Below are 20,205 nucleotides of genomic sequence, written 5' to 3' on the forward strand. Positions count from 1 at the left end.
TGTTGATTGGCGTGCGCTGCACGCGGGATTTTTCGCTCCCGAAGTCGCCTCGCCGTGCACTCGCCGCACGCGAAGCAAGCTTCGGATGCGTCGAGCACACGGCAAGGCAACGCGAAAAATCAACCGCACTGAGGGCGAAGAGCCCGCCGTGTCGCTGCGCGCCACGCCTGTTTCGCGAGCCGTTGGATCCAGTCAGCTACTCCGCACACGGCGGCTCGAAATCCAACTGTGGCAAGTGGAGTTTCCACAGCTCCTCGGTGAGCACGCCCTTGGTGCGCGCGCAGACCTGTCGCCGCACGTCGGCCAGGTCCACGTCCCACAGCCGCACCGTGTTGTCCGAGCCGGGGGTGACCAGGTAGCCGCCGTGCGGGCTGAACACCGGACTGCCCCAGGTGGCGAAGCTGGAGACCAGGGGCACGCCGACCGGTTCGCCGTCGGGGATGTGCCAGCGGCGCACGGTCTTGTCCGCGCTGCCGCTGGCCAAAGTCTTGCCGTCGGGGCTGAAGGTCACCTGGCCGATGCCCTCGGTGTGCCCGGTCAGCACCTTGCCCGGGACCGGGTGACGCACGTCGGTCAGGTCCCACAGCCGGATGGTGTTGTCCCCGCTGCCGCTGGCCAGGGTTTTGCCGTCCGGGCTCAGGTCGGCCGAGCGCACCGGTTCGGTGTGGCCGGTCAGCGGCTCGCCGATCGGGGTCGGGGCGGCAGGGTCGCCGACGTCCCAGAGCCGGATCCGGCGGTCGTCGCTGGCCGAGATCAGCGTCCGGCCGTCCGGGGTGAACCGGAGCGAGGTGATCGAGCCGGTGTGCGCCGCGGTCCGCCCGCCCAGCGGCCGGGGCCGGGCCGGGTCGCTGACGTCGACGAGCTGGATGGTGTTGCCGTCCATGGCCGCGGCCAGCAGCTTGCCGTCCGGGCTGAACCGGATCGGCAGGCTGTACTTCTGCCCGCCGGTGATCGGTTCGCCGAGTGGTCGCGGCCGGGCCGGGTCGCTGACGTCCCAGAGCCGGATGGTGCGGTCGGTGGAGGCGCTGGCCAGCACCTTGCCGTCACCGCGGAAGGTGGTCCACCACACCGCGTCGGTATGCCCGTCCCTGATCACCGACAGCGTGCCGGGCCGGTCCGGGTCGGCCAGGTCCCAGAGCCGGATGGTGCGGTCGGCGCCGCTGGTGGCCAGCACCCGGCCGTCCTGGCGGAACTCCGGGGTGCCCAGGCCGAGGGTGTGGCCCAGCAGCATGCCGTGCGGCAGCGTCCACAGCCGGGCCGTGCCGTCCTCGCCGCCCACCGCCAGGCCGCGGCCGTCCGGGCTGAACGAGACCGCGTACAACTCGTTGCTGCGGCCGGACAGGGCCGGCCGGAACTGGGCGACCGCGTTCGGGTCGCTGATGTCCCACAGTCGCGCGGTGCCGTCCGCGGCGGCCGAGGCGAGCAGGTTCTGGGTGGGGCTGAAGGCCACCGACCACACCTGGGCGGTGTGCCCGAGCAGCGGCGGACCGGCCGGGACCACCGCGTTCGGGTCGCTGACATCCCACAGCCGGACGGTCTTGTCGTCACTGCCGGAGGCCAGCATCCTGCTGTTCGGGCTGAAGGCCACCGAGTGCAGTCCGGCCAGGTGCCCGGTCAGCGGCGCGCCGAGCGGGGTGGCCCTGGCCGGATCGCGCAGGCTCCACAGCCGGATGGTGTTGTCGTCGCTGCCGGTGGCCAGCAGTTTCCCGTCCGGGCTGAACGCCAGCGCGCGCACCTGACCGCGGTGCCCGGCCAGTGGCTCGCCGAGCTGGGCGGGTTTGGCCGGATCGCTGACGTCCCACAGCCGCGCGGTGCGGTCCTCGTTGGCGGTGGCCAGCAGCTTGCCGTCCGGGCTGAAGGCGAGCAGGTAGGCGGTGCCCGCGCCGGTGCCGAGTGTCGGGCCGAGTTGCCTGGCCTGGGCCGGGTTGCGCACGTCCCAGAGCCGGATGGTGTTGTCCGCGCCGGTGGTGGCCAGGGTCTTGCCGTCCGGGCTGAACACCGCGGAGCTGAGCCAGTTGGTGTGCCCGGTCAGCGGCTGCCCGAGCTGGCGCGGCCGGGTCGGGTCGCTGACGTCCCAGAGCCGGGCGGTGCGGTCGTAGCCCGCGGTGGCCAGGGTGCGGCCGTCCGGGCTGAACGCGGTCAGGTAGACCGCGCCGGTGTGCCCGGTCAGGCTGGTGGCCAGCGGGAGTTGCTGGGTGGCCAGCAGCCGGGTGCGGACCTCGGTGTCGTCCGGGCGGAGCGCCTCGGCGACCAGGGTGAGCTGGGCGGAGAGCGAGGGATCGGACTCCAGCACCCGGTCGGCCTCGGCGAGGACCTGGCGGAACTGGGCGTCATCGCGCTGGCTGAGGGCGGCCACCGCCGCGACCGAGGCGATCATGGCGAGCACGCACACCACGGCCACCGCGCCCCGGCGCAGCCACACCGCGCGCCGCCACTGCCGGGTGGAGGTGGCCAGGAACTGCCGGGCCACCTCGGTCGGCCCGGCACCGGCCACCGCCTGCCTGCTGGTCTGCAACCGGGCGCCGCGGTAGAGCAGCGAGGGATCCTGGTCCTGGGCGGCCCAGGTCTTGGCGTCCTCCTCCAGCCGCTGCCGGGTGAGGTGGCCTTCCCGGTCCTGGTCCAGCCAGCCGTGCAGCCGGGGCCAGGCCCGCAGCAGCGCCTCGTGGGTGATCTCCACCGACTCGGCGTCCATGGTGATCAGCCGCGCGGAGACCAGCGCCTCCAGCGCGGCCTCGGTCGCGGCCCGGTCGTTGGCCTGGTCCAGCACCTCGTCCCGGCCTGCCCGGCGGCGGGTGTCCTCGGTGTCCTCGCCGATCCGCACCAGGCGCAGCAGCAGTGGCCGGGCGGCGGCCTGACTCGCCGCGTCGAGTTCGGCCCAGGCACGTTCCGCGGTGGCCGCGACCGCGCCCTGGATGCCGCCTGCCGCGCGATACCCGGCCACGGTGAGCCGTCCGCCATGGCGGTGCTGCCAGGTGGCCAGCAGGGCGTGCGAGAGCAGCGGCAACGCGCCGGCGTCGTAGCTGTCCTTGTCGCCGCGGGCCCGGCTGCGCCGCTCGCTGACGCCCAGGTCGCGCAGCAGCAGTTCGACCAGCCCGGTCTCCAGTTGCAGGCCGACCGCGCGGGCGGGCGCGGTGACCGCGGCCCGCAGTTCGGCCACCGTCATCGGGCCCAGCACCAGGTGCCGGTGCTGTAGCGCGGCGACCAGTTCCGGGTGGTCCAGGCAGCGGCCGTAGAAGTCCGCGCGCAGGCCGAGCACGACCAGCGCGGGTCCCGGCGTGCCTGCCAGGTGCAGCAGCCGGATGAAGCAGCGCCGGACCTCGGGGTCCGGGCAGAGCGTGAAGACCTCTTCGAACTGGTCCACGATGATCACCCGGCGGGCCTCGCCGAGGATCGTGTGCACCTGCTCCGCGCTGTCCGCCTCGGCCAGTCCTGGCAGGTGCCGGTCCAGTTCCTTGACCGGGTTGACGCCGGGGGTGATCAGGGTGACCGGCCAGTCCGCCGACTCGGCCTCGGCGGCCAGCGCGGGCACCAGCCCGGCCCGCAGCAGCGAGGACTTGCCCGCCCCCGATGCCCCGACCAGCATGGCCAGCCCGTCCTCGGCGCGGAGCAGGCCGAGCAGCGCGGCGGTGGCCCGGTCCCGGCCGAAGAAGTGCGGTGAGTCCTCGGGCTGGAAGGCGGCCAGGCCGCGGTAGGGGCAGAGCGCGGTGTCCGGCGGTGGCGGTGGTTCGGTCTCCTCCACCGGGCTGGCCTGCGCGGCCGACCACAGCTTCTGCCAGCCCTCCCGGTCATACAGTCCGGGCAGCGCGGGCACCGGCTTGCGGGTGCGGGCCTCGCCGATGAGGACCTCCAGCACCACCGCGAGTCCGGCGAAGCGGGCAGGCACGTTGCGCCCGCGCCGCCAGTCGCTGATCCGCTGGGTGGTCACCTGGACCGGCCTGCCGCGTTCGTCGGCGCGCCGGGCACGCGCCACCGACTCGGCGACCCGCTTCAACGGTGGGTCGCCGGCCTCGGCGTACAGCAGCGCGAATCGTTCGGCGAAGGCCGCGCGGGCCCCGGATACGACCGACAACCGACCTGCTCTCCCCGCTCCCCAGCGTTCCGCCTATCCGGACCGGAAAACCCATCCTATGCCGTTGACCAGCGGCTTAGGTCATCCGGTCGGACCGGGTCCGTGCGGTGCGCAACCCGGGCTTGAAAGGTTGGCCTCGGGCAGGTGTTCGTCGGTTCGGCGGGAAGCGCTGCTGAGAGTCGGTACTGGGGGTACTTCTCAGCGGCGCGTCTCTGCCGGATCCGTCGGGACGCCGCCCTTTTCTGTTTCGCTGTCTTCCGCATCCACGTCATACCCGACCGGCTCCCAGCGCACCAGCAGCAGCGCGAGCAGACCCAGTGCGGGCGCGAGGGCGATCACCCAGAACACCCCGGTGCCCAGACTCGCGCTCAGCACCGGGAACAGGAACAGCGAGGCGGTCGAGCCGATCCGCAGCATGCCCTGGTTGAACCCGACGCCCACCCCGCGCAGCGAGGTCGGATAGCTCAGCGTCGCGAAGGTCATGTAGTTCGCGCCCGGCCCCCAGCCCTGGGCGAACAGGAACGCCCCCAGCGCCAGCAGTGCCGCCACGGCCAGCTCCTGCCCACTGGGCCGCCCGATCAGGGCCAGCGCGACCAGCGCGGCGAACTGCACCGCGAACCCGAGCGCGGTCAGCTTCCAGGCGCCCTGGCTACGCACCCAGCGGATGCCGAGCAGGCCGCCGGTGACCGCGAAGCACACGTTGAGCACCAGCGAGGCGCTGATCGTGGTCAGTGGACCCTGGGCGAGGAACCCGGCGATGATCACCGGCAGGCCGTAGGCGACCGCGTTGTAGCCGAAGGTCTGGGCCAGCGCGACGGCCAGGGACAGCCAGGTGCGGCGGCGGTAGGTCCGGTTGAACAGCCGCCCGAACTCGGCCCGGATCGAGCGCTTCGGCGCCTTGACGATCTTGGCCTCTGGCGCGACCACCGCGTTGACCCCGTAGGACTTGCGCAGGATCGCCGCGGCCCCCTCCAGGTCGCCCTGACCGGCGGCCCAGGCGGGGGACTCGTTCATGTAGCGGTGCCGGATCAGCAGCACGACCAGCGCGGGCACCGCGCCGAAGCCCACGGTGAACCGCCACAGCACGCCGTGGTTCTCGGCCGGGATCAGGAAGTACAGGCCGAGGATGATCAGGTAGCAGGCGCTGGTGGCCACGAACCAGGCCGCCGACCAGGACGCGGTGCGCGAGCCCTTGCTGCCCTTGCCGCGCAGCCGGGAGAACTCGGCCAGGAAGGCCATCGCCACCGGCAGGTCCATGCCGACCCCGACGCCCATCAGGAACCGGAACACCACCAGCACCTCGGCGTTGGGCGCCAGCGCGCAGCCCAGCGCGGCGATGACGAAGAAGAGCATGTCCGCCATGAACACCCGGTACCGGCCGATCTTGTCGACCAGGTAGCCGCCACCGAGCGCGCCGACCACCGCGCCGACCATGATCGAGGCGTTCACGATGCCGGCGCCGACCGGGCTGAGCCCGAACTGGACGGTGATGTCGCGCATGCCGTAGGCCAGCGAGCTGAAGTCGTAGGCGTCGATGAAGATGCCGCCCAGCGCGATGATCACGATCATGGTGGCGTGGCTGCCCCGCGCGGCCCCCGAGTTCACCAGGTCGGTGACATCGCGGGCCGAGCGGATCAGCACGGGTTCTGGCTGGCTCACCCCGGCAGTCTGCGAATCCGCCAGGGCGCGGGCAACTCGTTCCGCCTGGTGGGAACGATTCTCCTCAGATGCCCATGCCACCGTCGACGTGCAGTTCGGCGCCGGTGATGTAGGCCGCGTCCGGGCCGGCCAGGAACACGATCGCGGCGGCCACCTCGGATGCTTGGCCGTAGCGGCCGAGCGCGGTGAGCGCGGTCCGCTGTGCGGCGGCCTCGCCCTCGTTGGGGTTCATGTCGGTCTCGATCGGACCGGGGTGCACGGTGTTGACGGTGATCCCGCGGCCGCCGAGGTCCCGCGCCCAGCCCTTGCTGAAGGCGGCGATCGCGGCCTTGGTGCCGGAGTACTCGGCCACGCCGCCGCCCGCCTGCCGGGTGGCCAGCACCGAGCCGACGGTGACGATCCGCCCGCCGTCGCCGAGCAGCGGCGCGGCCGCGCGCACTCCCGCCGCCACCCCGCCGATGTTGATCGCCAGCTGCCGGTCCAGCGCGGCATCGTCCTGGGTGGCCGGGTCCAGCGTGTCGACCGCGATCACCCCGGCGTTGTTGACCAGCACGTCCAGTCGCCCGAAGTGCTCGTGCACGGTCCGCACCAGCTCCTTGACCTGCGCCGAGTCCGCCTGGTCCGCGCGCACCGCGAGTGCCCGGACCCCGGCCTCCTTCAGTTCCTCGACCACGGCCTCGGCCTTGTCCGGCCGCGAGGTGTAGCTGATCGCGACATCCGCGCCCGCCGCGCCCAGCGCCCGCGCGGTGGCCGCGCCGATGCCCCGAGAACCCCCGGTGACCAGCGCGACCTTGCCCACGAGTTGCTTGCCCATGACCAGCTCCCTACTTCTGTAATGTCTAGTACAGAAGTAGTCGCCACGTCACCCAGTCGTCAAGTTCGATGTGTATCGAACGTTAGAAAAGTGCCGAGGGTCACCCGTCGCGGTGCACCTGGAAGGCGGCGAAGCTCTGCGCCACCGGCATCAGCTCGATGGTGTTGACGTTGACGTGCGCCGGCTGCCCGGTCACCCAGTGCACGGTCTCGGCGATGTCGTCGGCGGTCAGCGGCTGCATGCCGTCATAGACCCCGGCCGCCTTGCCCGAGTCACCCTGGAACCGGACCAGCGAGAACTCGGTCCCGCCGCACATGCCCGGCTCCACGCAGGTCACCCGGACCCCGGTGCCGTGCAGGTCGCTGCGCAGGTTGAGGCTGAACTGGTGCACGAAGGCCTTGGTGCCGCCGTAGACGTTGCCGCCGGGGTAGGGGTGGATCCCCGCCACCGACCCGATGTTGACCACATGCCCCCGCCGCCGCTCCACCATCCCCGGCAACACGGCCCGGGTGCAGTACATGAGCCCCTTGCAGTTGGTGTCGACCATCTGCTCCCAGTCCGCCAGCGAGGCCCGCTGTGCGGGCTCCAGTCCCAGCGCCAGCCCCGCGTTGTTGACCAGGACGTCGATCGCGGCGAACTCCGCGGGCAGTCCGGCCACCACCTGCTCCACCGCGTGGTTGTCCCGCACATCCAGGGCCACCGGGTGGATCAGGTCCCCGAACTCCGCCGCCAGCGCCTCCAGCTTGTCCTTGCGCCGCGCGGTGGCCACCACCCGCGCCCCCTCCCCGGCGAACCGGCGGGCGATGGCCGCCCCGAACCCGGTGGACGCGCCGGTCACGAACACGGTCTTGGGCTGTGTGGTCACGGAAGTACTCACCGTTCTCTCCAGATGGGCCAGGTGACCCGTCCAGGCTAGGCGGTGCGCCACCGGAGAGCCGGGGGTTTCAAGGAGGGGGAAATTCGAGGTGCGAGGCCCGGGGGAGTGGCAGCGGAGGCTCGGGGGTTCGGGGGCGGAGCCCGCCGACCCGGTCCGCGCTTTCCGCGGACAGGGGTATGCCGAGGGAGCGCCCCCAGCAGGACTCGAACCTGCGACCTAGAGATTAGAAGTCTCTCGCTCTATCCAGCTGAGCTATGAGGGCAGCGGCGGGGCGAGCCCGCCGGGTCGAAATCGTAGCCGGAACCCGGACCGGGGTCGCGCCCCCTTCCAGGTTCTTCGTTGCCTACGCTCGTCCCGTGGCACCCGAGCGCACCGACGAGGTCGACCCCACCCCCGTTCGACGTCCCACCGGCGGCATGGCGGTGCTGGTGATCGTCGGGATCCTGCTGGCCCTGAGCGTGGCGGTCGCGCTCACCGCGCTATCACCCGGCCGGGTGTACGCCGAGTACGGCCTGCCCGATCCGGGCGATGTGACCCGGTTCGGCCAGTCGCTGGTCCGGGCCATCGCCGAGGTGTGCGCGGCGATCGCGGTCGGCTCGCTGCTGTTCGCGGTCTTCCTCACCCCGGCCCAGCGCGGTGGGCTGCTGGCCGCCGACGGGTACGCCGCGGTGCGGGCCGCGGGCTGGGCGGCGCTGGGCTGGTTCCTGGCCGCCTCGGCGATGGTGCCGCTGTTCGTGGCCAACGCGCTGGGCAAGCCGGTCTCTGAGGTGCTCAACCCGACCCAGCTGATCGTCTACATCGACGCGCTGGAGCAGGCCAAGGCGTGGGTGGCCACCGCGTTGCTGGCCGGGTTGCTGGCCATCGCCTGCCGGATCGTGCTGTCCTGGGGCTGGACCTTCGCCGCGTTCGCCTTCTCGCTGCTGTGCCTGATGCCGGTGGCGGTCACCGGGCACTCGGCCTCCGGCGGCTCGCACGACGTCGGCACCAACTCGCTGATCTTCCACCTGCTCGCCACCGCGTTCTGGGTCGGCGGCCTGGTCGCCCTGGTCGCGCACGCCTATCGCGGCGGCGGCCACCTCCAGCTCGCCTACCGCCGCTTCTCCAAGCTCGCGCTGATCTGCTGGATCACCCTGGCCGTCTCCGGTGTGATCAACGCGCTGGTCCGGCTCACGCCAGCCGAGGTGTTCAGCACGCCCTACGGCACGCTGGTGCTGGCCAAGATCGGCGCGCTGGGCGTGCTCGGCGTGGTCGGCTACTTCCAGCGGCAGCGCGGGGTCCGGGCACTGGGCGCGGACGAGTCCCGCTCGGTGCTGATGCGCCTCGGCGGCATCGAGATGCTGCTCATGCTGGCCACCATCGGCATCGCGGTCGCACTGGGCGGCACCCCGCCGCCTGGTGAGATCAGCGCCCAGCCCAGCACCACCGAACTGCTCATCGGCTACAACCTGGACGGCCCGCCGACCTTCCTGGCCCTGCTGCTGGACTGGCGGTTCGACCTGCTCTTCGGCACCCTCTCGATCGCCGCCGCACTGGTCTACCTGGCCGGGGTGCGCAGGCTGCGCAAGCGCGGGGACGCCTGGCCGGTCGGCCGCACCATCGCCTGGGTGGCGGGCTGCCTGACCATCCTGATCGCCACCAGCTCCGGCATCGGCCGCTATTCGCCCGCGATGTTCAGCGTGCACATGGGCAGCCACATGCTGCTGTCCATGCTCGCCCCGGTGCTGCTGGTGCTCGGTGGCCCGGTCACGCTGGCCCTGCGCGCGCTGCCCACCGCGGGCAAGGACGCCCCGACCGGCCCGAGGGAGTGGATCCTGGCGCTGGTGCACTCGCCGGTCAGCAGGCTGCTGACGCATCCGCTGGTCGCGCTCGCGCTGTTCGTCGGCTCCTTCTACGGCCTCTACTTCTCCGGCCTGTTCGACGCCGCGCTGCCGCTGCACTGGGCGCACCTGGCGATGAACGCGCACTTCCTGCTCGCCGGGTACGTCTTCTACTGGCCGGTCATCGGCATCGACCCGGCGCCGCGCCGACTGCCGCCGCTGGGCCGCCTCGGCCTGGTGTTCGCCTCGATGCCATTCCACGCCTTCTTCGGCATCGCGCTGATGAGCGGCTCGACCGTGATCGGCGCGTCCTTCTACCACCAGCTCGCGCTGCCCTGGGTCACCGACCTGCTCTCCGACCAGCGCCTCGGCGGCGGCCTGACCTGGGCCTCCGGTGAGTTGCCGCTGCTGGTGGTGGTGATCGCGCTGCTCGCCCAGTGGGCAAAGGCCGATGCCAAGGACGCCAAGCGGGCCGACCGGCACGCCGAGTCCGACGGGGACGCCGACCTGACCGCGTACAACGAGATGCTCAAGCGGATGGCCGGGGGCAAGCGCGACGGCTGACCCCCGGCCACCTTCCTGCTCAGGGGCGGCGGAACCCGCGTTCGGCCAGTACCGCGCCGACCACCGCGATACCCGCGCTGACCACCAGCGCCGAGGTCACGCCGGAGCCGACCGGGTTGTTCAGCGCCAGATCGCGGGCGGCGTTGATGGCGTAGGAGATCGGGTTCACCTCGGCCACCACCTGCAACCAGCCCGGCAGGCTCTGGATCGGCACGAACGCGCTGGAGGCGAACTGCAGCGGGAACAGCGCCATCATGCCCACCATCTGCGCGGTGGTGCTCTCCCGCAGCCAGGCGGCCGCGGCCAGGAACAGCCAGCCCAGGCTCCAGCCGACCGCCAGCGCCAGCAGCAGCGCGCCGATGACGCCCAGCAGTCCGCCTGCCGGGGCGAAGCCGAAGAGCAGGGCGGCCGCGATCAGCATGACCACCAGCTCGATCAGCCCACGGGTCAGGTCGGCGACGCTGCGGGCGATCAGCACCGCCACCGGGCTCACCGGCATCGAGCGGAACCTGGCCAGCACGCCGTTCTTCATGTCGCTGGTCAGCCCGACCCCGGCCTGCACGCCGACCATGGTCGCGGTGGTGACCATGATCGCGGGCAGCAGGTAGTCGATGTAGGCCACGCCCTTGGGGAACATCGGCCCCTCGGCGATCACCCGGAACACCTGGCTGAACAGCACCAGCATCAGCAGCGGCTGCATCAGGCTGAACACCAGCGTCTTGGGGTCGCGTAACACCGGGCGCAGCGAACGCCCGGTCAGCACCCAGATCTGGGTGAACAGGCCGCTGCCCTGCCACGGGGTGGACACCTCGGGCAGCTCCGGCCTGGCGATGGTCGCGGTCATCACATGTCCTCTCAGGCCGCGCTCGGGGAGCTGTGGGTCAGGGCCAGGTAGACGTCGTCCAGGGTGGGTTCGGTCAGCGCGAGACCAGCGGGTTCGATGCCTGCCTCATCCAGCGCGCGCACCACGGTGACCAGCTCCTTGGAGGCCAGCACCGGCACGCTGATCGAGTTGCGCTCCGGGTCGAAGGTGGGCAGCTTGCCGCTGCGGCGGATCGCCTCCACCGCGTGCCACGGGTCGGTGCCGGGTTCCAGCGACACCGCCACGGTGCGCTGTCCGACCTCCGCCTTGAGCTGGGCCGCGGTGCCTTGGGCGACCACCCGGCCCTTGTTCAGCACGGTGATCGAGTCGGCCAGCCGGTCGGCCTCGTCCAGGTACTGGGTGGTCAGCAGGATGGTGGTGCCGCCGGCGACCAGGCCCTCGACCACCTCCCACATGCCGACCCGGCTGGAGGGGTCAAGGCCGGTGGTCGGCTCGTCCAGGAACACCATCCGCGGCTGCCCGACCAGGCTGGAGGCCAGGTCCAGCCTGCGCCGCATGCCGCCGGAGTAGGTCTTGACCGCCCGCCCGGCCGCGTCGGCCAGGTCGAAGGTCTCCAGCAGCTCCACCGCCCGCTGCCGGGCCGAGCGCCTGCCGGCGCCGAGCAGCCTGGCGATGAGCACCAGGTTCTCGGTGCCGGTGAGGTCCTCGTCGACCGAGGCGAACTGCCCGGTCAGGCCGATCCGGCGGCGTACCTCGGTGGGCTGGGCCACCACGTCGTAACCGGCCACGCTGGCCGTGCCGGAGCTGGGCGGGAACATCGTGCTGAGGATGTTCACCAGCGTCGTCTTGCCCGCTCCGTTGTGCCCGAGCAGGCCGAGCACGGTGCCCTGCGGCACCTCGACGCTGACCCCGTCGAGCGCGGTGACCTTGCCGAAGGTCTTGCTGACCTCCGAGGCCCTGATCATCAGTTCGGTCATCGGTGAGGTTCCTCCCCCAAGAGGTGTGGGATCAGTTGGTGAGCGCGCCGTGCAGGAAGAAGCCGACGACGTCGTCGATCTCCGCCTGGTCGAGCTGCCGGGGCGCCCGGCCGAGGCCGCTGGAGACGACCAGGCCGAACAGGAACCGGACCGCCTGCTCGGTCGGCACGCGCAGCCGGGCGCCGTCCGCGCCGAGCAGCCCGGCCACCGCGGTGAGCACCGGCCGCAGGTGCTCCAGGCGTTCGGTCTGCTTGGTCTGCGCGCGGTGTTTGGCGTCGTCGAGCCGGTAACCGGTGGTGGCCAGGGTGCTGAGCACCGAGCCCATCCGGAAGAAGTAGGCGTCCATGGTCCCGACGGCCGCGGCGAGCCTGCCGGGCAGCGGCCCCTCCGGCGGGATCGCGGTGAGCTGATCGACCAGCTCGTCCACCCGCAGCGCGGCCTCCACGCAGGCGGTGATCAGCTCGGTCTTGTCAGCGAAGGCCCGGAACACGGTGCCCTCGGCGATACCGGCCGCCTTGGCGATCTGGCTGGTGGTGACGTTGAGCCCGTGCGTGGCCAGCAACGGCAACGTGCTCCGGATGATCTCCGTCCGCCGCTGCTCCGGACTCATCGCGGGCGCCCGCCGCCGCCGCCGCACCGCCCCCGTCTCGTCAACCACCATGCCACCACGTTATGAGTGAGTCCTCACTCAGTCAACTCGCTACCACTCCCCACCGACATTCCCCACCCCACCCCGCCCCCAAGATCGCCACTGCTCCACAACCCACCACCTGTCCACAGCCCCCACCGCCCCGCCTTTCCCCACCCCCCATCCCCCACAAGACTCGACCCCAACACCCCCCACACCCCCACCCCCAAGGAGCCCCACATGTTCGAGACCACCATCACCGTCACCGGCCGCATCGCCAGCGAGATCCGCGTCCGGCACACCGCCGCCAACGCCCGCGTGGTCAGCTTCCGCCTGCTCAGCCGCTCCCGCCGGTACGACAAGGCACGCCAGGAGTGGACCAACGGCGATTCGGTGTCGCTGTGGGTGAACTGCTGGGAACAAGTGGCCTCCGGCGTCACCGCCAGCCTCCGCCGCGGCGATCAGGTCGTGGTGCACGGCCCGATGAGCACCCGCGAGTACGACGCCTCCGACGGCACCCGTCGCACCTCCACCGAGATGCGCGCCGAGGCCATCGGCCCCAACCTCCGCCACTGCACCGCCGACGTGCTCCGCCCACCCCTGTACGACCAGCCCGCCTACCCCGCCCCCACCGCCCTCACCCCCGCCAGTCCCACCCGCACCGACCCCACTCCCGCCGCCCCCGACTCCGCTGCCCCCGACTTCGCCGCCCCCATCCCCACCGACACCCCCACCGACCCCGTTCCCGCCTACTCCACGCCCACCGCCTGCACCCCCACCGACTCCCCGACCGCCCCCGCGGTCCTGACCGCCCTCCCCACCCCGCGCCACCCCGACACCCCCGCCGCCACCCCGGCCGGCAGTCCCAGCGCGGCCGTCCGCAACGCCGCGCTGGCCGGCCGGGTCGCGCTCGGCCTGCCAACGGACGGCTCCCTCGAAGACCTCCTCACCGAGCTGATCGACCCCGAACGGGAGGTCGTCCCCGCCGCCTGACCAGCCAGGAGCCCGCTGTCCCCGAATTGCGTCATGCGGTCGAAAACACGCGACAAGCGGTGCTGTGTCCACCGAGAAGACGATCGTGGGCGGAGCCGTTCACCGAGAAGTCCGGACGCTCTCTGAGCGGATCCGCCCGACCGCAGTACGTGGCCCCCTGGGCACCGCTCTACGATCGCGGCCATGGCCGAGTTCATTTACACCATGAGGAAGGTCCGCAAGGCGCACGGGGACAAGGTGATCCTCGATGACGTCTCGACGGCCTTCTATCCGGGCGCGAAGATCGGCGTCGTCGGTCCCAACGGGGCGGGCAAGTCGAGCGTGCTCAAGATCATGGCGGGCCTCGACCAGCCGAACAACGGTGACGCACAGCTCGCTGAAGGCGCCACGGTCGGGATCCTGCTGCAGGAGCCGCCCCTCAACGAAGAGAAGACCGTCCTCGGCAACGTGGAGGAGGGTGTCGGCGAGATCATGGTGAAGCTGCACCGCTTCAACGCGATCGCCGAGCAGATGGCCACCGACTACTCCGACGAGCTGATGGAGGAGATGGGCAAGCTCCAGGAGGAGCTGGACCACGCCGACGCGTGGGACATCGGCTCCCAGCTGGAGCAGGCCATGGACGCGCTGCGCTGCCCGCCGGGCGACGCGGAGGTCACCCACCTCTCCGGTGGCGAGCGCCGCCGGGTCGCGCTGTGCAAGCTGCTGCTGTCCAAGCCCGACCTGCTGCTGCTCGACGAGCCCACCAACCACCTGGACGCGGAGAGCGTGCTGTGGCTGGAACAGCACCTGGCCAGCTACCCGGGCGCCGTCCTGGCGGTCACCCACGATAGGTACTTCCTGGACAACGTGGCCCAGTGGATCATGGAGCTGGACCGCGGCCGCGCCATCGGGTACGAGGGCAACTACTCCGCCTACCTGGAGAAGAAGGCCGAGCGACTGGCCGTCCAGGGCAAGAAGGACGCGAAGCTGCACAAGCGGCTCAAGGACGAGCTGGACTGGGTCCGCTCCAACGCCAAGGCCCGGCAGACCAAGTCCAGGTCCCGGCTGAGCCGGTACGAGGAGATGGCCGCCGAGGCGGAGAAGACCAGGAAACTGGACTTCGAGGAGATCCAGATCCCGCCGGGCCCGCGCCTTGGCAACGTGGTGGTCGAGGTCGAGAGCCTGAAGAAGGGCTTCGACGACCGCGTGCTCATCGACGGGCTGTCCTTCAGCCTGCCGAAGAACGGCATCGTCGGCGTGATCGGCCCGAACGGCGTCGGCAAGACCACGCTGTTCAAGACCATCGTCGGTCTTGAGCAGCCGGATGCCGGTGTGGTCAAGGTCGGCGAGACGGTGAAGCTGTCCTACGTCGACCAGAACCGCGGGGGCATCGACCCGAAGAAGAACGTGTGGGAGGTCGTCTCCGACGGCCTGGACTACATCAAGGTCGGCCACGTCGAGATGCCCTCGCGCGCCTACGTCGGCGCGTTCGGCTTCAAGGGCGCGGACCAGCAGAAGCCGGCGGGCGTGCTCTCCGGTGGTGAGCGCAACCGGCTGAACCTGGCGTTGACGCTCAAAGAGGGCGGCAACCTGATCCTGCTCGACGAGCCCACGAACGACCTGGACGTGGAGACCCTCAGCTCACTGGAGAACGCGCTCGAGCAGTTCCCCGGCTGCGCGGTGGTCATCTCGCACGATCGCTGGTTCCTGGACCGTGTCTGCACCCACATCCTGGCGTGGGAGGGCACCGACAAGGACGAGTCGAAGTGGTTCTGGTTCGAGGGCAACTTCGAGGGCTACGAGAAGAACAAGGTCGAACGGCTTGGTGCGGACGCCGCGCGTCCGCACCGGGTCACACATCGCAAGCTCACACGAGGCTGAACGGGGAACTCCGTGGCGGCCTTTGGCGCAGAGCGGGCGAAGAACGGCAAGGCCGGGGCACTCGTCGTCTCGGCCTGGCAGCTTCGTTGGCGTGCGCCTGAGCTGAGCAGGCTGCTCAGCGAACGGGCCGCCGAGCTGGCCGTCGCCGACGGTGACGAGCACACCCGCCTCCGGGCCGAGACGCTGACGCTGTTCGCGCTCAACCGTCTCGGCCAGGGGGTGGTCGTCGCCGAACGCGCGGTGGCCTCCCTCCGGGCCGCCGAGGCCATGGACGAGACCGAACTGGCCTGGCGGCTGCGGGTCGAACTGGCCAACGCGGCCAGGGTGGTCGGCGCGCCACTGACCGGTTTCGCCGTGCTCCGCCCCGTACTGGAGGCGGGCACGGCGCCCCGGAGCCTGCGCGCGGCGGCCATGGTCCAGCTGGTGGACTGCCTGGCCCACCTGGGCAGCGTGCCGGAGCTGGCCGAGGCACTGGCCGAGGCCGACCAGCTCTACGGCGAGGACCCGGACCTGGAGCCGGACGTCGTGCTGGTGCTGCGCGGCCTGCTGCACTCGGTGGCCTCGGCCCACCACCGCCGCTGGGGCGACCTGCCCGCCGCGGTGCACGCGGCCCAGGAAGGCCTGGCCCTGCTGGATCAGCTCGCCGACCCAGCCGCGGACAGCGGACACGCCCGCGCCCGCCTGATCCTGCAACTGGTCTGCGCGCTGCTGGACTCCAACCGCCCCGGCGAGGCGCGCTCGGCAGCGCACGACCTGCTCGACCAACCGGTCCGCGCCCCGGTGGCCTCCAGCGCGGGCTGGATCCGGCTGGCCCTGGCCACCCGCCACTACCTGCCCTCCGGCCAACCGGACACCGCGGCCGAACTCCTCGGCGCCACCGCCGACTCAGCCCAACGCCATGGCCTGGAACCCCTGCTGGCCGAAAGCCTCACCGCGCTCTCGCACGTGCACGAGATGGGCGGCGACTACGCCGACGCGCTGTCCTGCCTGCGCACGGCTTACGCCGCCGAACGCCGTCGGCAGCGCGCCGTGCACCGGGTCCGGGTGGCGTTGATCGAACAGATCCCGGTACCCCAGCTCCAGGGCGAGACAGCCGCGGGCCTGCGTGAACAGGTCACCGCGATGCTCCGCCGGGGCAGGGTCCGCCGCGACACCCCCCGTGGCGCGGTCCCCATGCTGCGCCGCACCGCAGCCGAGATAGACGACCTGACCGGCCTGCTCAACCAGAGCGGCTTCCGCCGCAGACTGGACGCCGTGGTCAACGGCGGCGACCCGGGCCACGCCCTCGCCCTGGTCCTGTTCGACGTCGGCAAACTCGACGACACCGCCCCCCACCACGTCAACGAGCAACTGCTGCGCACCGTGGCCGACCGCGTCCGCGACACCGCCCCCCAACAGGCCGCGGTGGCCAGGGTCGGCGGCGAGGAACTGGCGGTCCTGCTCCCCGGCGCCACCCAGGACCAGGCCCAGCGCTGGGCCGAACAACTCCGCACCGAGGTGGCCGGCCTGTCCCCGGCCCTGCCGGTCACGGTCAACACCGGCGTCGCCCAGCACCGTCCGGGCACCAGAGCCGACGTCCTCATCACCGAGGCCGACCGAGCCCTGGCCAGAGCCAAACACGCCACCACCCCACCCCGCTTCCGCGCCACAGACCTCCCACCCCCCACCGAGTCCCGTCCCACCCGCCACACAAGCACCACAAACCCGAACACCCCTCAACCTCCAACCCCCACCTTCACCGCCCACCCCCCAACCCCCGGCTTCGCCCTCCCAACCCCACCCACCGAGTTCGACACCCCCCGGCCCCCCGACTTCGAGTCCCCGGCACCCCACCCCCAAAGCCCCACCCCCAATCACCACACAGCCGGAGCCCCCGACTTCGAGCTGCCCAGCACACCCCCCAACCCCCGCACCACCGAACCCACCGACTTCACAACACCAAGCACGCCGCCCAACCGCCGTGCGGCCGACCCCGACGAGTTCGCGCCCCCCAGCACGAACCCCGGCCCCCGCACCAGCGAAACCGGCGAGTTCACCGCACCGAACGCCACCTCCGGTCGCAGCGCGGCCGATACCGGCGAGTTCGCACCATCGAGCGCGACCTCCGCCCGCCGTGCCACGGAGACTGGCGAGTTCGTGTTGCCGGGAGCGACCCCATCCCGCCGTGCCAGCGAGACCGGCGAGTTCGCGATGCCGGGAGCAGCCTCCGCCCGCCGCGCCACGGAGACTGGCGAATTCGCGATCCCGAGTGCGACTCCCGCCCGCCGCTCCGCCGAGACTGGTGAGTTCGAGCTGCCCAGCGCACCCCCCGGTCGCCGCGCTGCCAACACTGGCGAGTTCGCGATGCCGAGCGCGACCCCGCCCCGCCGCGCCGACGAGACTGGCGAGTTCCCGTCGCCAACCGCGCCCCCCTCCCGCCGTGCCACCGGGACCGGCGAGTTCGAGGTCCCCACCCCCGCCACCAGCCGCCACCCGGCCGAAGCCCCCGATTTCGCCCCCTCGAACGCGACCCCCAGTCACCGCCCGGCCGACCCCGCCGAGTTCGACACCCCAAGCCCGGCCCCCGGCCCCCGGCCCCCCGCCGCGCCCACCAACACCCCCCGCGCCACCGGCGAGTTCCCCGCCCCAGCCACCACCGGCGAGTTCGCCAACCCCGCCCAACCCCTCGCCACCCCCCGCCCCGCCACCGGCGAGTTCCCCCCGACCCCAGAACAGCCCCCCGCCGAGGCCACTGGCAGTCACACCCGCACCGAAGCCACCGGTCGCCGGGCCGCTCCCGAGCGCGAGGCCCGGTTCGCCGCGCTGCCGCCGTCCGAGCCCGTGGAGCCCGCGCCGCTTGGTCAGTCCGAGCAGCCGTTGTTCTTCGAGGCGCCGACCGCGCCGCAGCCGATCATCACCGACCAGACGCCCCGGCCGGCGGAACTGGACGCGGCCTCGTTAACCGGGCTGCGGCCGGTTGTCGCGGAACCGGTCGCGCCGCCCGCGGACTTCGCGTCCGTGCGGGCGGCCACCGCTGACTACCAGGCCCAGCCCGTGGTCCCGGTCCCGGTCGAAGAGCCAGTGCCCGCGCCTGAGCCGGAACCGGTTGCCGTCGAGCCCGTGCCTGAGCCGGTGGTCGTGGAGCCGCCGGTCAGCGAGGAACCGGCGCCCGCTCCGGAGCCGCGGGTCCGGCGGCGGTCCTCGCTGGCGGAGGCGTTGGACTTCGACTGGTCGCAGGCGTTGCGGGACACCGAATCGGATGGCGGTTACGAACCCGCGCTGCCGCCGCCGCCCCGGCCGGCCGAAGCGCCGGAAGCCCGGCCCTTCACGCACCACGCCCCGGAACCCGGGCCAGTGCCGCACCACGCCCAGGAACAGGCGCAGGTCGCGCACCACGCCGCGGGCCACGAGCCGGTCGCGCATCGCGCCGCGGACCATGAGCCGGTCGCGCACCATGCCTCGGACCACGAGCGGGTCGCGCACCACGTCCCGGGCCACGAGCCGGTCGCGCACCACACGTTGGATCACGAGCCCGCCTCGCATCACGCCCCGGACCACGTGCTGGAGCACGAGCCGGTGGCGCACCAGACGCAGGAGCACCGGTCCGTCGCGCACCATGCCGTGGACCACGAGCCCAGCACGCACCACGCGCTGGATCAGGAACCGGGCGCACGCCAGGACCGGTCCGTCGGGCACCACGAGCCGGGCCATCGGCCGGTGGCGCACTACGAGCCGGACGCCCGACCCGAGCCACCGCACGAGCTGGACCACCAGCCCGTCGTGCACCACGAGTTCGCGCAGCCGGAAGCCCGGCATCCGGATCTCGCCCCGCGTGCGTCCGTCCGCCCCGAGACCGCCCACCCCGGGCCCGCTCAGCCCGAGGCCCCCCAGCCACACCCGGACCTCGCCCCCCGGGACCTCGACCCCACCCCGCAACCCCCGGCCTGGACCGACATCCAGCAGACCGACGCCCAGCACGCCGACATCGAGCACGCCGACTTCGAGCACGCCGACATCCGGCCCGCCGACACCCGGCACAGCAACGACCACCACGCCAACGCGCACCACACCGAGTCCCAGCACGCCGACACTCACCACACCGACCAGCTCGAACGCCGTTCCCGCGGCGACGCCAAGCTCGCCGAACTGCTCGCCGAGGCCCTCGCCGCCTACGAGACCGGCCGTCGCGAGGACCCCGAGACCGACTACGCCGACCCGAGCCCGGCACCGGGCGACCCCGAGCCCCCGGCAGCCGAGCACAGCCACGGCTTCACCGTCGACGGCGTTCCGGCCCCTGGCTACCAGCCCGCCGTCCCGGAACCCGCGCATCCGGCGGAACCGGGTTACTCGCCGGACCCCACCGGCTACCCCGCATACACCGCAAACTCTGCGCATCCCGTTGAATCCGGCTACGGACACGACCCGGTGCCTCCCCCGGAACCGGGCTACGGCCAGGACTCACCCCATTCGGCCGAGTCCGCCTACGACCGGGATCCGGCGCCCCCCGCCGAATCCGGCTACGGCGCCCCGGCCGGTGCCGCGGACTTCTCCTACGACCCGGCCGTGCCAGCCCATCCCGTCGCCGCCGCCGAACCGGTCTACCCGCCGGTGGTCGTCGTCGAGCCGATGAACCCGGCCGACCTGCTCCGCACCGAGGTCTCCTTCCACCGCGCCGAACCGCGGTCCGCCGAGGTCAGCGGCTTCCACCTGCCCCTGCAGCCCGCGGCGGCCGAGGAGGACGACGGGCCGTTCACCGGTCGGTGCGGACCCCAGATCACCGGGGAACCCGACCCGTTCGCGGTGCCTGAGCCGGATCCGTTCGGGTATGCCCGAGCCATGGACGCGACCGCGAACGCCTCGATGCTGCCCGATCCGCCGCGGTATCCGGAGGTCGAGGATCCGACCGAACCGCAGCCTCGGGTGGTCGATGTGCCGCGGGAGCAGGCGTGGACGCCGCCTGATCGGGATCCGTCCTTCGGGTGATGGGGACGGCACCAAAGTGACGCGATCTCAGTCACACCTCACCACCTGGTGGACGCTTGATCGTTTCGGTTACCGATTCCGTTGCTGGCCAGCGCCCTTTCCGAGACTCCCTGCCCCCACGGGAAGCGAACTGGAGTCGTAGGGTGAACCTGGTCCCGGCAC

At 72.0% G+C, this 20,205-nt stretch carries 11 protein-coding genes and 1 tRNA gene; 4 read left to right on the forward strand and 8 right to left on the reverse strand.

What is annotated here, in order from left to right; translation table 11 throughout:
- Positions 1-196: 196 nt before the first annotated feature.
- The 5 genes from HNR67_RS11820 to HNR67_RS11840 form a co-directional block, all read right to left on the reverse strand.
- Positions 197-4,069 carry an nSTAND1 domain-containing NTPase gene (locus HNR67_RS11820; protein WP_185002082.1) on the reverse strand — a complete coding sequence of 1,291 codons (3,873 nt, stop codon included), beginning with the start codon at positions 4,067-4,069 and terminating at the stop codon, positions 197-199.
- Between the two features lie 198 nt (positions 4,070-4,267).
- On the reverse strand, positions 4,268-5,728 hold the full coding sequence (locus tag HNR67_RS11825) for an MFS transporter (RefSeq protein ID WP_312987036.1): 1,461 nt from the start codon (positions 5,726-5,728) through the stop codon (positions 4,268-4,270).
- 64 nt (positions 5,729-5,792) lie between these two features.
- Positions 5,793-6,542, reverse strand: a complete 750-nt coding sequence (locus tag HNR67_RS11830) for an SDR family oxidoreductase (protein WP_185002083.1) — start codon at positions 6,540-6,542, stop codon at positions 5,793-5,795.
- Between the two features lie 100 nt (positions 6,543-6,642).
- Entirely contained in the window at positions 6,643-7,407 is a 765-nt protein-coding gene (locus tag HNR67_RS11835; protein WP_185002084.1) for an SDR family oxidoreductase, read from the reverse strand.
- A 200-nt stretch (positions 7,408-7,607) separates the two neighbouring features.
- Positions 7,608-7,681: transfer RNA gene (locus HNR67_RS11840), tRNA-Arg, on the reverse strand.
- A gap of 154 nt (positions 7,682-7,835) precedes the next feature.
- Here HNR67_RS11840 and HNR67_RS11845 point away from each other — a divergent pair.
- Positions 7,836-9,800: a cytochrome c oxidase assembly protein gene (locus tag HNR67_RS11845; RefSeq protein WP_185010518.1), complete on the forward strand. Its 1,965-nt coding sequence runs from the start codon at positions 7,836-7,838 to the stop codon at positions 9,798-9,800.
- 19 nt (positions 9,801-9,819) lie between these two features.
- Here the strand turns inward: HNR67_RS11845 and HNR67_RS11850 are convergent, their stop codons facing one another.
- From HNR67_RS11850 to HNR67_RS11860, 3 genes are read right to left on the reverse strand one after another with little or no spacing between them, the layout of a single operon-like run.
- Positions 9,820-10,644 (reverse strand): ABC transporter permease, encoded by an 825-nt coding sequence (locus HNR67_RS11850; RefSeq protein ID WP_185002085.1) that lies wholly within the window; start codon positions 10,642-10,644, stop codon positions 9,820-9,822.
- Positions 10,645-10,655: 11 nt separating this feature from the next.
- Complete coding sequence (locus tag HNR67_RS11855; RefSeq protein ID WP_185002086.1) at positions 10,656-11,600, reverse strand: ATP-binding cassette domain-containing protein; 945 nt, start codon at positions 11,598-11,600, stop codon at positions 10,656-10,658.
- Between the two features lie 31 nt (positions 11,601-11,631).
- Positions 11,632-12,261, reverse strand: a complete 630-nt coding sequence (locus HNR67_RS11860) for a TetR/AcrR family transcriptional regulator (RefSeq protein WP_185002087.1) — start codon at positions 12,259-12,261, stop codon at positions 11,632-11,634.
- A 207-nt stretch (positions 12,262-12,468) separates the two neighbouring features.
- Here HNR67_RS11860 and HNR67_RS45605 point away from each other — a divergent pair, with 207 nt between their 5' ends.
- The 3 genes from HNR67_RS45605 (at position 12,469) to HNR67_RS11875 (ending at position 20,043) form a co-directional block, all read left to right on the forward strand.
- Entirely contained in the window at positions 12,469-13,221 is a 753-nt protein-coding gene (locus HNR67_RS45605) for a single-stranded DNA-binding protein (protein WP_185002088.1), read from the forward strand.
- A gap of 183 nt (positions 13,222-13,404) precedes the next feature.
- The gene (gene ettA / locus HNR67_RS11870) at positions 13,405-15,081 is read left to right on the forward strand and encodes an energy-dependent translational throttle protein EttA (protein ID WP_185002089.1); all 1,677 of its coding nucleotides are present in this window, start codon (positions 13,405-13,407) and stop codon (positions 15,079-15,081) included.
- A 12-nt stretch (positions 15,082-15,093) separates the two neighbouring features.
- Complete coding sequence (locus HNR67_RS11875; protein ID WP_185002090.1) at positions 15,094-20,043, forward strand: GGDEF domain-containing protein; 4,950 nt, start codon at positions 15,094-15,096, stop codon at positions 20,041-20,043.
- Positions 20,044-20,205 lie beyond the last annotated feature (162 nt).

The sequence above is a fragment of the Crossiella cryophila genome (assembly GCF_014204915.1).
Classification (GTDB): domain Bacteria; phylum Actinomycetota; class Actinomycetes; order Mycobacteriales; family Pseudonocardiaceae; genus Crossiella; species Crossiella cryophila.

Excerpts from the sequence above, each read along its gene's own strand:
- HNR67_RS45605 (WP_185002088.1), top strand. The coding sequence starts at position 12,469 with ATGTTCGAGACCACCATCACCGTCACCGGCCGCATCGCCAGCGAGATC.
- HNR67_RS11850 (WP_185002085.1), bottom strand. The coding sequence starts at position 10,644 with ATGACCGCGACCATCGCCAGGCCGGAGCTGCCCGAGGTGTCCACCCCG.
- HNR67_RS11855 (WP_185002086.1), bottom strand. The coding sequence starts at position 11,600 with ATGACCGAACTGATGATCAGGGCCTCGGAGGTCAGCAAGACCTTCGGC.
- HNR67_RS11830 (WP_185002083.1), bottom strand. The coding sequence starts at position 6,542 with ATGGGCAAGCAACTCGTGGGCAAGGTCGCGCTGGTCACCGGGGGTTCT.
- HNR67_RS11860 (WP_185002087.1), bottom strand. The coding sequence starts at position 12,261 with ATGGTGGTTGACGAGACGGGGGCGGTGCGGCGGCGGCGGCGGGCGCCC.
- ettA (WP_185002089.1), top strand. The coding sequence starts at position 13,405 with ATGGCCGAGTTCATTTACACCATGAGGAAGGTCCGCAAGGCGCACGGG.
- HNR67_RS11845 (WP_185010518.1), top strand. The coding sequence starts at position 7,836 with ATGGCGGTGCTGGTGATCGTCGGGATCCTGCTGGCCCTGAGCGTGGCG.